Consider the following 15,207-nt stretch of genomic DNA (forward strand, 5'->3'; position numbering starts at 1 on the left):
AGTATCGGGCTCTGCGCGACCTAGGGCCAGTCCTGCGGATCATGTAGCCACCGCCCTCGTCCCTGAAGGCGGCATATGGGACACACCGGGCTTGATCCGCTCGCCTGACCGTCGGCCGGGGGTTCCTCGGCGGCTGTGGTTCCCTGCTGGGGCCTCGGGTCAGGTCCGTCCTGGACCGGCTGCAGCGTGTCCTGGCGATCTCGACCGACGAGAAGTCAGCGGTCGAGCATCCCTGTGCGGGTGAGGTCCTCGGCGACCGCGTGCAGTTTCCGGTTGGTGTCCTGGCTGACCTTGGCCAGCACATCGAACGCCTGGTCCGCGGTGATCTTGAACCGCTCCATCAGAATGCCCTTGGCCTGCCCGATGAGATCCCGATGCACCAAGGCGACGGCCGCGTGTTCCAACTTCTGGGCACCCGCGACGGCGATGGCGGCGTGGCTGGCCAGCAGCAACCCGATGTGCTCGGACTCGTCGGTGAAGGCCGACTTCTGATGTGCCAGCAGGTCCAGCGCGCCCAACGTGTCCTCGTGCACGAACAGTTGCAGGCACAGCATGCTGCCCACTCCCCGCTCTCCGGCCCGGGGGCCGAGGACGGGCCAGCGGGGGTCGGCGGGCAGGTCGTCCACCCGGACCGTCTGCTGATGCCACATGGCGTCCAGGCACGGCCCCTCGCCCGTCTCGTCCTGCAGGACGTCGAACCAAGCTGCCACATCTCCCGTGGCCGCCGCTGAATAGACGTGGCGACGTGCGCGGACCATGGTGATCGTGGCCTCGTCGGCACCGGGCACCATCGCCACCGCCAGGCTCACGACGCGGTCCAACACCTGCTGAGGATCGAGCTGCTGCTGCAAGCCACGCGCGGCCTCGGCCAGTCGCCGGGCCAGCTCGTCCAGATCGGCCGTCGTGCCGGTGTCCTGCGCCGAGGGCTGCCCCCGCTGAGTCGAGTCTTCACCGCCCGGAGTGCTCACAACGCACCCTGGCACGGGACGAGGCCGCCCGGACAGACCACTCGGAGTCGAACAACAGGATGGCCAGGGCAGGCCCCAGGCCAGGGCAGGCCCGTACCTGGCCTGCTGTCTCATATGGGCCGCTCGGGGACACAAGGCGGCTTCGGGGACAGGAGGGGCGGCCCCGCCGCCCACAGTGTTGGAGCGGCGGGGCCTGACCGCAACGGCGCCCGCGGAGGCCGCTGCGGCTGCTCATCAGTGCCCGCGGCCCCCGGATCCGGGGCGACCCGGCAGGTACTGGGGCCGGGGCAGCTTCCGGTGCCGGGCCGGGCTCATCGGAGGGGTAGTTCGCCGGTGTGGACCAGGTCGTCCGCGACCGCGCGCAGCTTGCGGTTGGTCTTCATCGACATCCGGGCCAGCACCTGGAACGCCTGGTCCGCGGTGAGCCTGTGGCGCACCATCAAGATTCCCTTGGCCTGGTCAATGACCCCCCGCGTCTCCAGGGCGGTCTGCAGGGTGTCGGCCCTGTCCACAGCACTCCGGTAGGCGTACAGGTTGCCAGCGGCGACCGCGGCATAGGGGGCGAACCTCGTGGCCACCGTCCGGCTGTCCTCGTCGAAGGCGTGCGGCTCGCGGGCGTAGATGTTCAGCCCGCCGGCGAGCTGCTCGTCGTCGTCGATGACCAGCGGGACGGACAGGGAGCTGAGGGCGCCGTGCTCGGCCGCCCGCGGCATGTAGTCCGGCCACCGGCTGTCGGTGCGGGTGTCGCCGATCTCGGTCAGCTCGCCAGTGCGGGCGGCGTGCAGGCACGGGCCGTGCCCGCGCTCGTACTGCGACTCGTCCAGGTCGGTGGCCAACTGCCCGGTGGAGGCCACCGTGCTCGGGCTGTCCTTCACCAGCAGCGACACCGACACCTCGGTGTGACCCGGCATCACCGTCTTGGTCAGATCAGCCACGGTCTGCAGCAATTCCTCCATCGACAGGTCGCGCAGGGACAACCGGCCCAGGCGCTCCAGCGCCTCGATGGCATTCGCCGGTTGCGAGTTCTCGCTGCTGACCACGTCTCAGCCTCCGGTCTACTGATACCGGGGGTGGGTGACCTCGGCCGCGGACCTCGATCTGAGGTCCGTGCGCGGTACGCCGACTGTGTGACGCGCCCTCGACGCCGGGCGCATCCCGACGTCTCACCCTGACGCTACTCGCCTCGGCGGCCCCCCGAGCCCTGGCGATGTCCCTAAGTGGGCCGCTCAGGGCGACGTGCCGCCAGGTCGCTCGGAGGGCGGCTTTGGGACACCTGAGGTGCGGACCTGACGACCCGCGTACGCGCGTGCATAGCGGACTAACAGCGGATCGGACAGCATGACCGGTGCGCCGAGGCAGTCGCCTGCCTATCAGCGCCGGGACGACACTCCGCGATAAATAGTGCGCCTGAAACCGATAGGACTACAGATGGTCACGGCCACGTTCGGCAGTCTCCTTGCACAAGTGATTCCAGCGCTCCTGATTGCCTTGGTCATAGAGATCCGGGGCATCCACAACACGTACCAAGAGGTGCTCCGCGAGAGGAATAACCGAGACTCCGGAAACAAGGGCAAGGCCGCGAGGTCGAACCGCGTTGAGGCCAACGACAGGTTCGGTCGGATGGTCCCGGTCTTTCTAGCTATTCAGTATCTCTACCTAGCGCTGCTGATTATCCTGGAAGTTGCAGCCTTGATCGTTGCCCAGTTTAAGGATCCGGGGATTTCGCGGCATCTCATTGACCCGCGGGTGTGCCTACCGGTAATCGCGGGTGGATTTATGTTCATCATGGCTTATAGCGCCCTTAGTGTGAATCAGCTGTATCAACAGTTGGGCATAATCCGCGATAGCCAGCGACGAGGCTTCCACTGGGTTCTCCGAGCGGTTGCCGTCCTGATCCTCGCGGGCACTTGGGTACTCATCGACAGTGCCGCATGAGCCAACCGGGGCGGGAGGCCACAAGCAGATCCTGGTCTTCTGGGCGCGGCTGTGGGAGCCGTGTGTGCTGCCGGTTCCGCCGCACCAGCCGCCGACGAGTGTTGGAGCTGGCACTCAGGGCGAGGGGGCCGTGCTGGCGCAGGTCGTCACAAGGGCGACCTCAACTCCGGCCTCTTCCGGTAGCGCTGCACCTGTCCCTGAACTTGCCGCTCAGGGCCGCCATCATTTTGATGCGCGCAGGACGGGTCGGTGAAGTAAACGCCAGGCCAAGGCGATATCTACAGCCAGAACTGTCGGCACAACCACAATCCGCCACTCCTCCTCAGATGCAACAATTGAGGACACTGCCTGGCCGACCAGTATTCCATACACTGGTCCCGATAATGCGATCTTAAGTGCCAGATCCTTGTCAACATATCGCCTCTTATGGAGGCCTTGGACCACTCGCTCTTCTAGTGACAGGTTAACCCAGTCCTCACCTAGTCGCCTGGATAGGAGTGAGTGTAGAACTACCCAGCGATCCGCAATCTGCGTCAGCTTTTCGCGACGGATCCACATGAAGCACGTCACGAGTGCCAGGCCTGGAATGGCCACAAGGATTATCAGCTCACTCGCAAGGATGGTCCTGAGGTTGGCGGCAACAATGAAAGTGCCCCCACCTACGACTGCGACGGCGATATTGACGAGAACATCGCGCTCACGCTTATCATTCTCAACTTCGGTCCGCGTCTGGGTGAAATACACACGCTCAAACTCGGACATGTCGTCCATGGATGCGCATCCTACGCCCAGACCTTGTCGCGCGGTGGCCTTTCGTCAACTGGCCCGTGTGCGTTCTGCCTGAGCCTTTGAGTAGACCCGACTCCGCCAGGCACGTGGCGTCATTCCGCAGATGGGTCGACAGCCGAATCACGAAGTAGCGCGCCGTGCGACGCGTCCCATAGTGGGCCGCTAAGGGATACCGGCCGGGCGAGCCGTGGGGGCGGCCTCAAGGACAGTTGCCCGGCCGGGCCTGGCGGGGCAGTCTCGGGCCGTGACGATCCGGTGGTTCACCGACGGCGACCGAGCCGAGCGGGCTCGGATCGCGCGCGAGCGGGTCGAGCGGGATGAGCTGCTGCTGACGTTCGCCCGGTGGCTGAGTGATCGCGCGGGGCATGACGGGCCAGTCACCGTGCCGGACTTGACTCCGGAGGCGGAGGCCCACTTGGTTCGGCTGCTGCGGGACGGAACGGCTCCGCCAGCCGCTTGAGCGCCATTCCGGCAGCAACCGGCCCGGGGCGCACCGAATATCCCTCAGTGGGCCGCTTTGAGACCCAGACGGCAGGGCTGGCGCACATGATCCGCAGGACAAGCCCTAGGTGCGTGGCTGTCCTGCGGGTCGGGAACTTCCGTCGCGCCCGGTTCGACAGTGCGGCCGCCTCCGTGGGGATGGCCGGCCTGGTCCCGCACGAGCTGCGCCACACGGCCGCGAGTCTGGCCATCGCCTCCGGCGCGAACGTGAAGGCCGTCCAGTCGATGCTCGGGCACGCCAGCGCCGCCATGACCCTGGACCGCTACTCGCACCTGTTCGACGACCAGTTGGAGTCGGTGGCTGACCGGCTCAACGAGGCCCGTCAGCGGAGCGCTGTGCCCCCGTTGTGCCCCCAGGACGTTGTCGTGCCCCTGAGTCGCTGACGGGCAAGCCGCTGTCCTGCGGCTTCATAGGTGCCCCCGGCAGGATTCGAACCTGCGACACACGGTTTAGGAAACCGATGCTCTATCCCCTGAGCTACGGGGGCTCGTCGGCGGACCGACCGGGGCGTACTGGAGCAGGTTAGCGGGCGGGCGCCGACGTCCTCCCGGGACGCTCCCGGCGAACTACCGTCGTCCCATGGTGGTCGCGCTGGCCGAGCTCACCCTCCTGGTGCTGCTGACCGGGCTGCTGCTGTACGTGCTCGGCACCTGGTCCACCCGCCCGGTGCTGCGGACGGGCGGCGGGCAGACCCGGCTGCCCGCCCGCGCCCGCACGGATCTCGCCGCGGCCGTCGCGCAGGCCCGCTGGGCGCCGGCCCACGACGAGGTCGACGGCGTCACGCGGGTGTTGCTGCGGCGTGCCTACACCGGCCTCGACGGCCTGCCGGTGGTCCTCGAGGACAGGGTGTTCGACACGTTCCCCGCAGCGGACCCGGCGTGGGAGGCGCGCTTCACCGAGGCGATGTCCGGTGCCCGGTTCCGCTGCGCCTACCTCAACGCCGAGGAGACGCCGGGCGCTTAGGCGACGGCGCGCCGAGCGGTCAGGCGACGGCGCGCAGGGGCTCGGGCTGCCGGCGCCCCGCAGTCCGCTCCACGATGCGGGCGATCGTCGCCGGCCGGTCCGACTGCGGCGCGTGGCCGGCCATCAGCAGGGGGGTGAAGCGCGAGCCGGGGACCAGCGGCAGGTACCGCACGGTCTGGCCGGAGGCGACCCAGTCCGCGACGCCCTGCACCAGCGTGACCGGGCACTCGATCCGGTCGAGGCCGCGCGGGACGTCGAGCATGAGCCCCCACAGCACGGTGCGCCAGAAGTCGCGGGACTCGGCGAAGCCCTCCCGCGCGCCGACGGCCTCCTCCGGGGAGGTGCTCCACGGGCGCGCCTTGAGCGGCGCCAGCAGCGCAGCCCGCCCGACCGCCGAGCGTGAGACGGTCTCGATCACCGGCTCCGCCACCCGCATGAGGACCCGGGCCGCCCCCATGCCGGCGCCCTGGAGGACCCGCTCCTGCGGCACGTTCAGTCCGGACGGCGCGATCGCGACCACTGACAGGGCCCGGCCGCGGACGGCGAGTTCGAGGGCGATCCGGGCACCGAGGGAGTTGCCCAGCACGTGCACGCGGCCGAGCCCCAGCGTGTCGAGGGTGTGCTCGACGGCGTCGGTGATCGCCGGGACGGTGGGGCGTTCCTGCAGGTGCGGCGACCGCCCGACACCCGGGAGGTCGACGTTGACGACGCCGTAGCGCTCGGTCAGCGCCGGGAGGACGGCGGTGAAGTCGCGGCGGGAACTGCCCATGCCGTGCAGGAGCAGCAGCGGCTCGCCGGAGCCGGAACGGGTGGAGGACAGCAGTGCAGTCACCGGTCTGCGGTACCCGGGCGTGGCCGACAGCAGGCCGTGACGTCGGCCACGCCCGGTTGTCAGCGGCCGGCGCCGACCGGCTCGGGGGTCACCGACCCCACCCGGGACAGCCCCATCGACAGCGCGATCGCCACGACGATGCCGATGACCGGTGGGATGCCGATGCCGAGCTCGCCGCTGAGCCAGGCCAGGACCGCGGCCACCGCGTAGGCCACCAGGTTCGGCCACCGGACCGCGGACGGGACGGTCCCGGCGGGGATGCCGCGCCGGCGCCAGCGGGCGAGGAAGTCCCCGATGATGACGCCGCCCAGGGGTGGGATGAACGTGCCGAGCAGCCCCAGGTACTCCACCAGGTGGTTCTGCACCCCGGTCAGCGCCAGCACGGTGCCGATGACGGCGCCGCCGATCACGAACGGGCCCTTGCGCGGCCGGTCGAACAGCTCGGCGCCGGCCACCCCGAAGGCGTACGCGGTGTCGGCGTTGCTCTTCCAGAGGTTGCCGAACAGCAGGACCAGCCCCCAGCCGACCAGTCCCAGCTGGTACAGCACGAGGACGAAGTCGCCCTCGCCGAAGGTCAGCGCCCCGATCGCGCCGAAGAACACCATCAGCCCGTTGCCGACGAGGAACCCGATGATGCAGGCCCACACCGCGTGCGACCCGCGGCGGGCGAACCGCGTCCAGTTGGGCGCCTGGGTGCCGGCGGAGACGAACGTGCCGACGACGGTGGTGATGGCCACGGCGATGGCCATGGTCGCCGTCGGCCGGACGCCGGTGAGCCCGTCCACGCCGCCGACCTCCTGCACCGACCGGATGACCACCCAGAACGCCAGGACGAGGATCAGCGGGGTGGAGACCAGCGACACCCAGTACATGCCGCGGTAGCCCCAGTAGGCGGTGGCGCACATCAGCGCGCTGGTCACCACCATGACCGTGGCGCGGGCGCCGTAGGAGCGCCAGTCCAGCGCTTCGGCGGTCAGGTCACCGATGGTCCCGACGACGACGCCGTACCAGCCGATCTGGGTGCCCCCGAGCAGGATCGAGGACAGTTTCGCGCCGCGGGTGCCCAGCGTGTACCGGGCCATCACCACGGTCGTCAGCCCGGTGCGTGCGCCGATCCAGCCCATCACCGCCACGTACGCGCCGAGGATGACCGAGCCGGCGAGGATGACCAGGACGAGGTCGCCGAAGGCGAACGCCGGGCCCAGGGCCGCGCCGGCCAGCATCGTCGGGGTGAAGACGGTGAAGCCGAGGAGCACCACCGCGACGGAGAAGAACGACTTGCGGGCGTGCGCCGGGACGGGCGTCACCGGGTAGTCCGGGTCGACGACGGCGGCCTCGCTCACCGCGGGAGCGGACTGCTCCGGGGCACTCACGACTCCTCCCCGATGTCCTCGAGCCACAGCTCCGGCCGCTCGGCCAGCATGCGCTCCATGAGCGCGATGCAGTCCGCGTCGTCCAGGACGTCGACCTGCACGCCCTTGGACCGCAGCAGCTCCTCCGACGCCTGGAAGCTGCGGTTCTCGCCGACGACGATCCGCGGGATGTCGTAGAGCAGCGCCGTCCCCGCGCACATGAAGCAGGGGGAGAGGGTCGTGTAGAGCGTGCTGCGGCGGTAGACCGACGCCGGGAGCCGGCCGGCCTGCTCGATGCAGTCGGTCTCGCCGTGCCGGATGGCGCTGCCCATCTGGACGCGGCGGTTGCGGCCCACGGCGAGCACGCGGTCGCCGTCGACCAGCGCGGCGCCGATCGGGACCCCGCCCTCCTCCCAGCCGATCCGCGCCTGCTCGACGGCGAGGCCGAGGAGGAACCGGTCGCGTTCCGCGGGGGCGAGGTCCGGCGGGACGGTGGGGAGTGCGGGTGTGGACACGGGTGCTCCTCGAGGTGGGGCGGCGCGTTGACCCCGGCAGCGAACCCCTGCCCGGGGGTGCCCGGCAAGGGACACGGTGTCCGGGCCGCGAGGTCGTGCCCTCGACGCGGCGCCCCGTCGCCTCGGCGCCCGTCCCGCCGGGCTGTCGACCCTGTCTGCGCACCGGACCGGACCCGCAGGCGGTGCCCGGCCCCACCCGCGGGTGGGGCGACTGGGCAGGATGGGGCCATGGGACAGGTCGTGGCCACCGCCGAACGCGTCGTCCGAGCCCCGGCGGAGCGCGTGCTCGCCGCCCTCGCCGACTACACCGAGACCCGCCGTCGCGTGCTGCCCGAGCAGTTCAGCGACTACCGGGTCGAAGCCGGCGGGCAGGGAGCCGGCACCCGGGTGGCGTGGCGGTTCGCCGCCACCGCCAAGCGGGTCCGTGACCAGCTGCTCGAGGTCACCCAGCCCGACGCCGCCACGCTCGTGGAGTCCGACACCCGCTCCTCGATGGTGACCACCTGGACGGTGCACCCGGCCGAAGCCGGACTCAGCACCGTGCGGGTGCGCACCACCTGGAACGGCGCTGGCGGCATCGGCGGGTTCTTCGAGCGCACCTTCGCGCCCAAGGGGCTGCGCCGGGTGTACGAGGACGTGCTGGGCCGGCTGGACCGGGAGCTGGCGGCGGGCTGACCCGCCGGCGTCCCCGGCCGGCGGCGCGGGGAGCCACCGGAGGGGACGATGGCCGGGTGACCGCAGCACCCGCCGTCGTCGAGCCCACCGCCCTGGACGCCCTCGCGGCGCTGGTGGACGACGGCGACGTCGTCGTCCTCTCCGGTGCCGGGCTGTCCACCGACTCCGGCATCCCCGACTACCGCGGCGCCACCGGGTCGCTGCGCCGGCACACGCCGATGACGTACCAGACCTTCCTCCGCGACCCCGCCGGGCGGCACCGGTACTGGGCGCGCAGCTTCGTCGGCTGGCGCCGGATCGCCGCCGCCCGGCCCAACGCCGGGCACCGCGCCGTCGCCGACCTGCAGGACGCCGGCCTGGTCACCGGCGTCATCACCCAGAACGTCGACGGACTGCACCAGGCGGCCGGGGCGCGGGACGTCCTCGAGCTGCACGGCGGCCTGGACCGCACCCTCTGCCTGGCCTGCGGGGACGTCGCCAGCCGCGCCGCGCTCGACGAGCGGCTGCGGGCGGCCAACCCGCACTTCGGCCCCCACGTGGACGAGGTCAACCCCGACGGCGACGCCGAGCTGCCCGACGAGGTCCTCGACGGGTTCGTGATGGTCGACTGCCTGGCTTGCGGGCGCGGGCCGCTCAAGCCCGACGTCGTCTTCTTCGGCGAGACCGTGCCCCGCGACCGGGTCGCCACCTGCTTCGCCATGGTCGAGGAGGCCGGGGCGCTGGTCGTCCTCGGCTCGTCGTTGACGGTGATGAGCGGCTACCGGTTCGTCCTGCGCGCGGAGAAGCTCGGCGTCCCCGTGGCGCTGGTCAACCTCGGCCCCACCCGCGGCGACGCCAAGGCCGACGTCCGGGTCGACGCCCCGCTCGGCGCCGTCCTGCCCGAGCTGGCCCGCCGCCTCGCGGCGTGAGCCGCGAGGTCGACCGCCCCCGGGTCCAGCTCGCCGAGACCGGGCTGGGGGAGCGCGGCCCGGTTTGAGGGAGGACCTCCCCTGCCCCCCACCGCTCGCGAGCTCGCGCCGGGACCCTGCAGGGAGGCCGTGACCGCGCGGCGGGCAGCGACCTCGGCGAGGATCGAGCCGATGCAGACCTTCCTGCCCGTCGCCGACTTCGAGGAGAGCGCCCGGCTCCTGGACTCACCCCGCCTCGGCAAGCAGCGGGTCGAGACCCTGCAGGTGCTGCGGGCGCTGGAGCTGCCCGACTACGGCTGGGTGTCGCACCCGGTCGTGCGGATGTGGCGGGGACGCACGCCGGCGCTGGTCGCCTACGGGCTGGCGATGGTCCGGGTCTGGCGCGAACGCGGGTTCGCCGACAGCACGCACTCCCTGATCGCCGAGTTCGCCCCCGACGTGGTCGGCGTGCCCCAGGAGGAGCTGGCGCGCGCGGGGCTGCTGCCGTCCTGGGTGGGGGACGAGGCGCTGCACCTGTCCCACCGGTCGAACCTGCTGGCCAAGGAACCGGACTTCTACCGCCCACGGTTCACCGAGCGCTTCGGCCCCGAGCCCGACGACCTGCCCTACGTCTGGCCCGAGCCGGACGACGTCCCGCCGGCACCGGCTCCGGAGGGCGTGCGCGTGTGGGTGGTGCGGCCCCGGGCGCACAACGAGCTCGGCGCCTGCCTGGCGGCCGGCGTCGTGGGACTGGGCACCCAGTCCGGCATCGACGTCGACGCCACCGGCCTCGGCCCGGCCGAGCTGCGGGCCCTGTCGAAGGAGATCTCCGGCCGGCGCCCCGCCAAGGACCTCCGCCAGCTGTCGACCTTCCTCGACGAGGTGCGCCCCGGTGACCGGGTCGGCCTGCCCGTCGAGCACGGCGCCGGCCTGCTGCTGGGCGAGGTGGTGGGGGAGTACCTGTTCCAGGGGCGCGAGCTGCTGCCGCACCGACGTCCGGCCCGGTGGGAGCGTGTGGTGCCGCGCTCGGCGGCCCGCCCCCCGGCGACCCTGCAGGACCCCCGCGCGCTGTTCGAGGTCGTCCTCGACCCCGCACACCTGTCCGGCAACTGAGCGGCGCGCGACCCCGCGGGTGTGCCAGGGTGCCGGGATGGCGCGCCCGTCTGTGCTCCCGAGCCAGTCCGTCGACTTCCCGCGGTGGTACCAGGACGTCGTGGCCAAGGCCGAGCTGGCCGACAACGGCCCGGTCCGCGGGACGATGGTCATCCGGCCCTACGGGTACGCGATCTGGGAGCGGCTGCAGGCGGAGGTCGACGACCGCATCAAGGCCGCCGGCGCCCGCAACGCCTACTTCCCGTTGCTCATCCCGGAGTCGTACCTGCGGCGCGAGGCCGAGCACGTGGCGGGCTTCAGCCCCGAGCTGGCGGTGGTCACGCACGCCGGGGGCAAGGAGCTGGAGGTCCCCGCGGTCGTCCGGCCCACCAGCGAGACGGTCATCGGCGAGTACATGGCCAAGTGGGTGCAGAGCCACCGCGACCTGCCGCTGCTGCTCAACCAGTGGGCCAACGTCGTGCGGTGGGAGCTGCGGCCCCGGCTCTTCCTCCGCACGACGGAGTTCCTCTGGCAGGAGGGCCACACCGCGCACGCCACGGAGGAGGAGGCGACCGCCTACGCACGGCGGATCCTGCGCGAGGTCTACGCCGACGTGATGACCGAGGTGCTGGCCATCCCGGTCGTGCCCGGGCGCAAGACCCGCAGGGAGCGCTTCGCCGGCGCGGTCGCCACCCTGACCTGCGAGGCGATGATGCGCGACGGCAAGGCGCTGCAGATGGGCACCAGCCATGAGCTGGGGCAGAACTTCTCCCGGGCCTTCGGCATCGACTTCCTCGGTGCCGACGGCGAGCGGCGGCTGGCCTGGACGACGTCCTGGGGTTCCTCCACCCGCATGGTCGGTGGCCTGGTCATGAGTCACGGCGACGACGCGGGGCTGCGGCTGCCGCCCCGGCTGGCACCGGTGCAGGCAGTCGTGCTGGTCGCCCGTGCCGGGGAGGGTGTCGACCGGGCCGCCCGGACGGTGGCCGACGACCTGCGGGCGCACGGGGTGCGGGTCGAGCTCGACGACCGGACCGACGTCCCGTTCGGTCGCCGCGCCGTCGACTGGGAGCTCAAGGGCGTCCCGGTGCGCGTCGACCTCGGGCCGCGGGACGTGGCGGCGGGGCGGGTCGCCGTCGTCCGCCGGGTCCCCGGTTCGGCGACGCTGGTCCCGCCGGCCGCCGTGGCCGAGGAGACCCGGCGCGCGCTCGAGGAGGACCAGGCACGGTTGCTCACGGAGGCCCGCGCCCGGCTCGCCGAGCGGACGGCCGACGTGGCGACGCCCGACGAGGCCCTCGCCGCCGCGCGGGACGGGTGGGCCCGGGTCGAGTGGGCGAGGCTGGGCCCCGAGGGGGAGGCCCGGCTCGCCGAGGAGGGCGTCACCGTCCGCTGCCTGGTCCGGCCGGACGGCGGCCTGCCCGGCAGCGACGACGAGCCGGGCGCCCTGGCCGTGGTCGGTCGGGCCTACTGAGGGGCGCCGCCAGGCAGTGGCACGTTCTGCAGCCGGACCTGGCCGCGGGCCACGGGCTTGCCGTCCTCGCTGCGGGTCAGCGTGACCAGCCACAGCTGCAGGGTGCGGCCCTGCTGGATCGGCTCGGCCAGGACGTCCACCCGCCCCGTGGTGACGGGCCGGAGGAAGTCGGTGCTGTTGTTGACGCCGACCGCGAACTGGCCGCGGTCGACCACCGCCGCGCTGGCGCCGATGCTCGCGGCCGACTCGACGACGGTGCAGTACACGCCGCCGTGGACCACGCCCCACGGCGTGTGCTGGTCCGGCCCCAGGTCGACGTGCCCGGCCACCCGGGTGCCGCTGACCTCGCTGACCTCGAACCCGGAGGCGGCGACGAACCGGCTGGCCGCGGTGAGGTCGACCGACGGCAGGCCGCTCGGCGGGGTGCTCACGCGTCCCACACCAGGCAGAAGGGGTGGCCGACCGGGTCGGCGTAGACGCGGAAGTCGCCGCCGCCCCCGGGCAGCCGCCGGGCACCGAGGGCCAGCACCGCCGGCTCGGCCGCGTCGACGTCGGCGACCCGGACGTCGAGGTGGAACTGCTGGGGCCGCCCCGGGTCCGGCCAGTCCGGCGGCTGCAGGTCGGGCGCCTGCTGGAACGCCAGGCGGTGGCCCTGCCCGGTGACGACGACCCACTCGTCGCCCGGCTCGCCCTTGGTGACCTCCAGCCCGAGCAGTTGCGCGTAGAACGTGGCGAGCGCGTGTGCGTCAGGGGCGTCGATGACGACGGAGTGCAACTGGCCGATCATGGCCCCATCCTGACCGGCCGGGTGGGGGTCGACCAGCGCGGGACCGGCCGGTTGCCGATCGGATCCGGCCATCGGGGCAGGATCGGGGGGTGGCACCGTCTCCCTCCCCCGCTCCGCAGCTCGGTTCGCTGGCCTGGACCCCCGCCGCCGACCGGCCCGACCTGCTGGCCGCTCCGGTCGCCGCGGCACTGGGCGCTCTCACCGCGCCGGCCTGGGTGGCCGAGACCGACGACGCGCTGGCCGACACCGCGGCGTTCACCGAGGCCTACGCGGTGCCGCTGGAGGCGTCGGCCAACTGTGTGGTGGTCGCCGCGCGCCGGGCCGGTCAGACGCTGCTGGCCGCCTGCCTGGTGCCGGCGACCACCCGCGCCGACGTCAACGGCTCGGTCCGGCGGCACCTCGGGGCGCGCAAGGCGTCCTTCGCCCCCCAGGACGTCGCCGTCGCCGAGAGCGGCATGGCCTACGGCGGGATCACGCCGATCGGGCTGCCGCCGTCCTGGCCGGTGCTGGTCGACCCCGGAGTCGCCGCCGCGCCGATGGTGGTCGTCGGGTCGGGCACGCGCGGCAGCAAGCTGGCGCTGCCGGGAGCCGCCCTGGCGGCGCTGCCGACCGCGGTGGTCCTGGAGGGGCTGGGCCGCCCGCCCGTCGAGCCGCCTCCGCCGGCCGCCGAACCCCCGGCCGAGCGGGCGCCGGACGACCGGGACGTCGGCTGGGGGGAGCGCCTCGACGACCGCGCCGCCGACGACCGTCGCTACCTGGAGGACCGTCCTCCGCACTGGGGCAGCGACTGAAAGAGGACCCCCTGCCCCCCGCCACTCACAGGTTCGCGGCGGGACCCTGCAGGGGGCCGCCGGCGCCCTGCTGCGAGCGCAGCAGGTCACGGATCTCCGCCAGCAGCTCCACCTGGGTCGGCTCGGCCGGGCCCGCCTCCTCGCCGCGCTTGCGCCGCTCGACGATCGCCTTCATGGGCAGCACCACGAAGAAGTAGACGACCGCCGCGGTCAGCACGAACGTGATCGCCTGGCTGAGGAACGCGCCCCAGGAGAAGGTCTGGCCGTTGACGGTGAAGGTCCCGCCGAGCTCACCCCCGCCTCCGATCAAGCCGATCAGCGGCGTCAGGAACGACTCTGCGAACGAGTTCACCAGCGCGGTGAACGCGGTGCCGATGACCACCGCCACGGCCAGGTCGACGACGTTGCCGCGCAGCAGGAAGTCCTTGAAGCCCTTGAGCATGGGGTGCAGTCAGCCACAGGCAAGGGGGTGGGGGTCAAGCTCCGGCGGCGTGTCACGGCGGCGGCAGGCTGAGCGTGAGGGTCGCGCTGGTCGCCGCGGCGGCCAGGAGGGCGGCGGTGGCGTCGTCCACGGCGAGCAGCAGCAGGCCGTCACCGGTGTCGTCGGCTCCCGGCGCGGCGAGCACGAGCGCCCCGGCGGCCACGACCTCGGCCCGCTCGGCTCCTGACGTCGTCGCCAGGACGTCGATCCGGTCACCCGGACGGACCAGGGCGCTGACCGCGAGGTCGGCCGGCCGCACCGGTGCGGCCACCTGACCCTCGGTCAGCAACGCCGTCAGCCCCGCGCCGACGACGCGGGCGTCGGTCACCGGCTCGCCGGCCCGCACGCCGGCGGCGAGGGTGGCACCGACCAGCGCCGCGGGGTCGGCCGCCGCGCCACCCGGCTGCAGGGCGGGCGGGTAGGCGGCCACGGTCAGGTCGCCGGTGGTGAGCACGGCGCCGGGGGAGAGGTCGTCGGCGGCCACGACGACCGGGACGGTGGCCGGCACGGACGACGACGCGGGGGCCGGAGCGGGCCGCAGCGCCAGCACCAGGGCGGTGCCGGCGAGCAGGGCGGCCAGCACCTGCCGGGCGGTGTGCAGGAGCGAGCGGGGACGGCGGAGGCGCACCATGCGCCCACGCTGGCGCCCGCGGTCGCCCGGTGGGCGGCGCACCGCCCGGTTGTGGAGGGTGAGCCGGCCTGTGGACGGGGCGGCCGGGATCAGCCGGCGGCGGCCTTGCTGCCGGAGGTGCCGGCGGACGACGAACCGCTCGACGACGAGCTGCCGGACGAGGAGCTCCCCGACGACGAGCCGGTGGACGCGGCCGGCGTCTCCTTCTTCGCCGAGCTGCCCCCCGACTCGCTGGACGAGGAGCTGGACCGGCTGTCGGTGCGGTAGAAGCCCGAGCCCTTGAAGACGACGCCGACCGAGCCGTAGACCTTGCGCACCGGGCTGGCGCACTCGGGGCACTCGCTGACGGCGGGGTCGGTGAAGGACTGCACGACCTCGAACTGGTGCCGGGCGTCGGCGTTGGTGCAGGCGTACTGGTAGGTGGGCACGGCGGGGGCGCTCCTCGGAGGACGGGGCCGGGCTGGCACTCTTCCCCGGCGACTGCTAATTGTGCGCGCTCGCGGGCCCCCCGTCCACGTGCTGTCGGCGAGCGTCAC

General features: G+C 72.6%; 19 protein-coding genes, 1 tRNA gene and 1 pseudogene. 9 read left to right on the forward strand and 12 right to left on the reverse strand.

Features of this window, described 5'->3' with window-relative positions; translation table 11 throughout:
* Positions 1–215: 215 nt before the first annotated feature.
* Positions 216–968, reverse strand: coding sequence for a GAF and ANTAR domain-containing protein (locus CRP39_RS13915; RefSeq protein ID WP_097206949.1), 753 nt, complete (start codon positions 966–968; stop codon positions 216–218).
* 311 nt (positions 969–1,279) lie between these two features.
* Entirely contained in the window at positions 1,280–2,008 is a 729-nt protein-coding gene (locus tag CRP39_RS13920) for a GAF and ANTAR domain-containing protein (protein WP_097206950.1), read from the reverse strand.
* A 388-nt stretch (positions 2,009–2,396) separates the two neighbouring features.
* On the opposite strand from CRP39_RS13920, the gene CRP39_RS13925 reads away from it, so the two are divergent.
* Entirely contained in the window at positions 2,397–2,903 is a 507-nt protein-coding gene (locus tag CRP39_RS13925) for a hypothetical protein (RefSeq protein ID WP_097206951.1), read from the forward strand.
* A gap of 222 nt (positions 2,904–3,125) precedes the next feature.
* Here the strand turns inward: CRP39_RS13925 and CRP39_RS26400 are convergent, their stop codons facing one another.
* Positions 3,126–3,674 carry an HMG-box domain-containing protein gene (locus tag CRP39_RS26400; RefSeq protein WP_143426638.1) on the reverse strand — a complete coding sequence of 183 codons (549 nt, stop codon included), beginning with the start codon at positions 3,672–3,674 and terminating at the stop codon, positions 3,126–3,128.
* A gap of 262 nt (positions 3,675–3,936) precedes the next feature.
* Between CRP39_RS26400 and CRP39_RS13930 the strand changes: the two genes are divergently transcribed.
* A complete protein-coding gene (locus CRP39_RS13930) occupies positions 3,937–4,152 on the forward strand; it encodes a hypothetical protein (RefSeq protein WP_143426639.1) in 216 nt (71 codons plus the stop codon).
* Between the two features lie 116 nt (positions 4,153–4,268).
* Positions 4,269–4,577: pseudogene (locus tag CRP39_RS13935) on the forward strand (tyrosine-type recombinase/integrase); the annotation flags it as partial.
* A gap of 31 nt (positions 4,578–4,608) precedes the next feature.
* Here the strand turns inward: CRP39_RS13935 and CRP39_RS13940 are convergent.
* Positions 4,609–4,681 (reverse strand) — tRNA-Arg (locus CRP39_RS13940).
* A 92-nt stretch (positions 4,682–4,773) separates the two neighbouring features.
* Between CRP39_RS13940 and CRP39_RS13945 the strand changes: the two genes are divergently transcribed.
* Positions 4,774–5,157, forward strand: a complete 384-nt coding sequence (locus CRP39_RS13945) for an RING finger protein (RefSeq protein ID WP_097206953.1) — start codon at positions 4,774–4,776, stop codon at positions 5,155–5,157.
* A gap of 19 nt (positions 5,158–5,176) precedes the next feature.
* Here the strand turns inward: CRP39_RS13945 and CRP39_RS13950 are convergent, their stop codons facing one another.
* From CRP39_RS13950 to CRP39_RS13960, 3 genes are read right to left on the reverse strand one after another with little or no spacing between them, the layout of a single operon-like run.
* The gene (locus CRP39_RS13950) at positions 5,177–5,989 is read right to left on the reverse strand and encodes an alpha/beta fold hydrolase (RefSeq protein ID WP_216359734.1); all 813 of its coding nucleotides are present in this window, start codon (positions 5,987–5,989) and stop codon (positions 5,177–5,179) included.
* Positions 5,990–6,048: 59 nt separating this feature from the next.
* Positions 6,049–7,362 (reverse strand): cytosine permease, encoded by a 1,314-nt coding sequence (gene codB / locus CRP39_RS13955; protein ID WP_097206954.1) that lies wholly within the window; start codon positions 7,360–7,362, stop codon positions 6,049–6,051.
* Positions 7,359–7,856, reverse strand: coding sequence for a nucleoside deaminase (locus tag CRP39_RS13960; protein WP_097206955.1), 498 nt, complete (start codon positions 7,854–7,856; stop codon positions 7,359–7,361). Before CRP39_RS13960 ends, codB begins: the two co-directional genes overlap by 4 nt.
* Positions 7,857–8,084: 228 nt before the next feature.
* Between CRP39_RS13960 and CRP39_RS13965 the strand changes: the two genes are divergently transcribed.
* From CRP39_RS13965 to proS, 4 genes are all read left to right on the forward strand, one after another.
* The gene (locus tag CRP39_RS13965) at positions 8,085–8,531 is read left to right on the forward strand and encodes an SRPBCC family protein (RefSeq protein WP_097206956.1); all 447 of its coding nucleotides are present in this window, start codon (positions 8,085–8,087) and stop codon (positions 8,529–8,531) included.
* A 56-nt stretch (positions 8,532–8,587) separates the two neighbouring features.
* Positions 8,588–9,439: an NAD-dependent protein deacetylase gene (locus CRP39_RS13970; RefSeq protein WP_097206957.1), complete on the forward strand. Its 852-nt coding sequence runs from the start codon at positions 8,588–8,590 to the stop codon at positions 9,437–9,439.
* A 171-nt stretch (positions 9,440–9,610) separates the two neighbouring features.
* Positions 9,611–10,531 carry an MSMEG_6728 family protein gene (locus CRP39_RS13975; RefSeq protein WP_097206958.1) on the forward strand — a complete coding sequence of 307 codons (921 nt, stop codon included), beginning with the start codon at positions 9,611–9,613 and terminating at the stop codon, positions 10,529–10,531.
* 37 nt (positions 10,532–10,568) lie between these two features.
* Entirely contained in the window at positions 10,569–11,981 is a 1,413-nt protein-coding gene (gene proS / locus CRP39_RS13980; protein ID WP_097206959.1) for a proline--tRNA ligase, read from the forward strand.
* On the opposite strand, the gene CRP39_RS13985 is transcribed toward proS, so the two are convergent.
* Both CRP39_RS13985 and CRP39_RS13990 read right to left on the reverse strand, forming a co-directional pair.
* Positions 11,975–12,412, reverse strand: coding sequence for a PaaI family thioesterase (locus CRP39_RS13985; RefSeq protein ID WP_245853855.1), 438 nt, complete (start codon positions 12,410–12,412; stop codon positions 11,975–11,977). The genes proS and CRP39_RS13985 overlap by 7 nt on opposite strands.
* Entirely contained in the window at positions 12,409–12,768 is a 360-nt protein-coding gene (locus CRP39_RS13990) for a VOC family protein (RefSeq protein ID WP_097207048.1), read from the reverse strand. Before CRP39_RS13990 ends, CRP39_RS13985 begins: the two co-directional genes overlap by 4 nt.
* Before the next feature lie 89 nt (positions 12,769–12,857).
* Here CRP39_RS13990 and CRP39_RS13995 point away from each other — a divergent pair, with 89 nt between their 5' ends.
* Entirely contained in the window at positions 12,858–13,559 is a 702-nt protein-coding gene (locus tag CRP39_RS13995) for a YbaK/EbsC family protein (protein WP_172442433.1), read from the forward strand.
* A 25-nt stretch (positions 13,560–13,584) separates the two neighbouring features.
* On the opposite strand, the gene mscL is transcribed toward CRP39_RS13995, so the two are convergent.
* The 3 genes from mscL to CRP39_RS14010 form a co-directional block, all read right to left on the reverse strand.
* Positions 13,585–14,001: a large conductance mechanosensitive channel protein MscL gene (gene mscL / locus CRP39_RS14000; RefSeq protein ID WP_097206960.1), complete on the reverse strand. Its 417-nt coding sequence runs from the start codon at positions 13,999–14,001 to the stop codon at positions 13,585–13,587.
* A 52-nt stretch (positions 14,002–14,053) separates the two neighbouring features.
* The gene (cpaB, locus tag CRP39_RS14005) at positions 14,054–14,671 is read right to left on the reverse strand and encodes a Flp pilus assembly protein CpaB (RefSeq protein WP_097206961.1); all 618 of its coding nucleotides are present in this window, start codon (positions 14,669–14,671) and stop codon (positions 14,054–14,056) included.
* An 89-nt stretch (positions 14,672–14,760) separates the two neighbouring features.
* The gene (locus CRP39_RS14010) at positions 14,761–15,099 is read right to left on the reverse strand and encodes an FmdB family zinc ribbon protein (protein ID WP_097206962.1); all 339 of its coding nucleotides are present in this window, start codon (positions 15,097–15,099) and stop codon (positions 14,761–14,763) included.
* Positions 15,100–15,207 lie beyond the last annotated feature (108 nt).

This window comes from Geodermatophilus sabuli (assembly GCF_900215145.1).
In the GTDB taxonomy this organism is placed as follows: domain Bacteria; phylum Actinomycetota; class Actinomycetes; order Mycobacteriales; family Geodermatophilaceae; genus Geodermatophilus; species Geodermatophilus sabuli.

Excerpts from the sequence above, each read along its gene's own strand:
- cpaB (WP_097206961.1), bottom strand. The coding sequence starts at position 14,671 with ATGGTGCGCCTCCGCCGTCCCCGCTCGCTCCTGCACACCGCCCGGCAG.
- CRP39_RS26400 (WP_143426638.1), bottom strand. The coding sequence starts at position 3,674 with ATGGACGACATGTCCGAGTTTGAGCGTGTGTATTTCACCCAGACGCGG.
- CRP39_RS13945 (WP_097206953.1), top strand. The coding sequence starts at position 4,774 with ATGGTGGTCGCGCTGGCCGAGCTCACCCTCCTGGTGCTGCTGACCGGG.
- CRP39_RS13990 (WP_097207048.1), bottom strand. The coding sequence starts at position 12,768 with ATGATCGGCCAGTTGCACTCCGTCGTCATCGACGCCCCTGACGCACAC.
- proS (WP_097206959.1), top strand. The coding sequence starts at position 10,569 with ATGGCGCGCCCGTCTGTGCTCCCGAGCCAGTCCGTCGACTTCCCGCGG.
- CRP39_RS13975 (WP_097206958.1), top strand. The coding sequence starts at position 9,611 with ATGCAGACCTTCCTGCCCGTCGCCGACTTCGAGGAGAGCGCCCGGCTC.
- mscL (WP_097206960.1), bottom strand. The coding sequence starts at position 14,001 with ATGCTCAAGGGCTTCAAGGACTTCCTGCTGCGCGGCAACGTCGTCGAC.
- CRP39_RS13925 (WP_097206951.1), top strand. The coding sequence starts at position 2,397 with ATGGTCACGGCCACGTTCGGCAGTCTCCTTGCACAAGTGATTCCAGCG.
- CRP39_RS13965 (WP_097206956.1), top strand. The coding sequence starts at position 8,085 with ATGGGACAGGTCGTGGCCACCGCCGAACGCGTCGTCCGAGCCCCGGCG.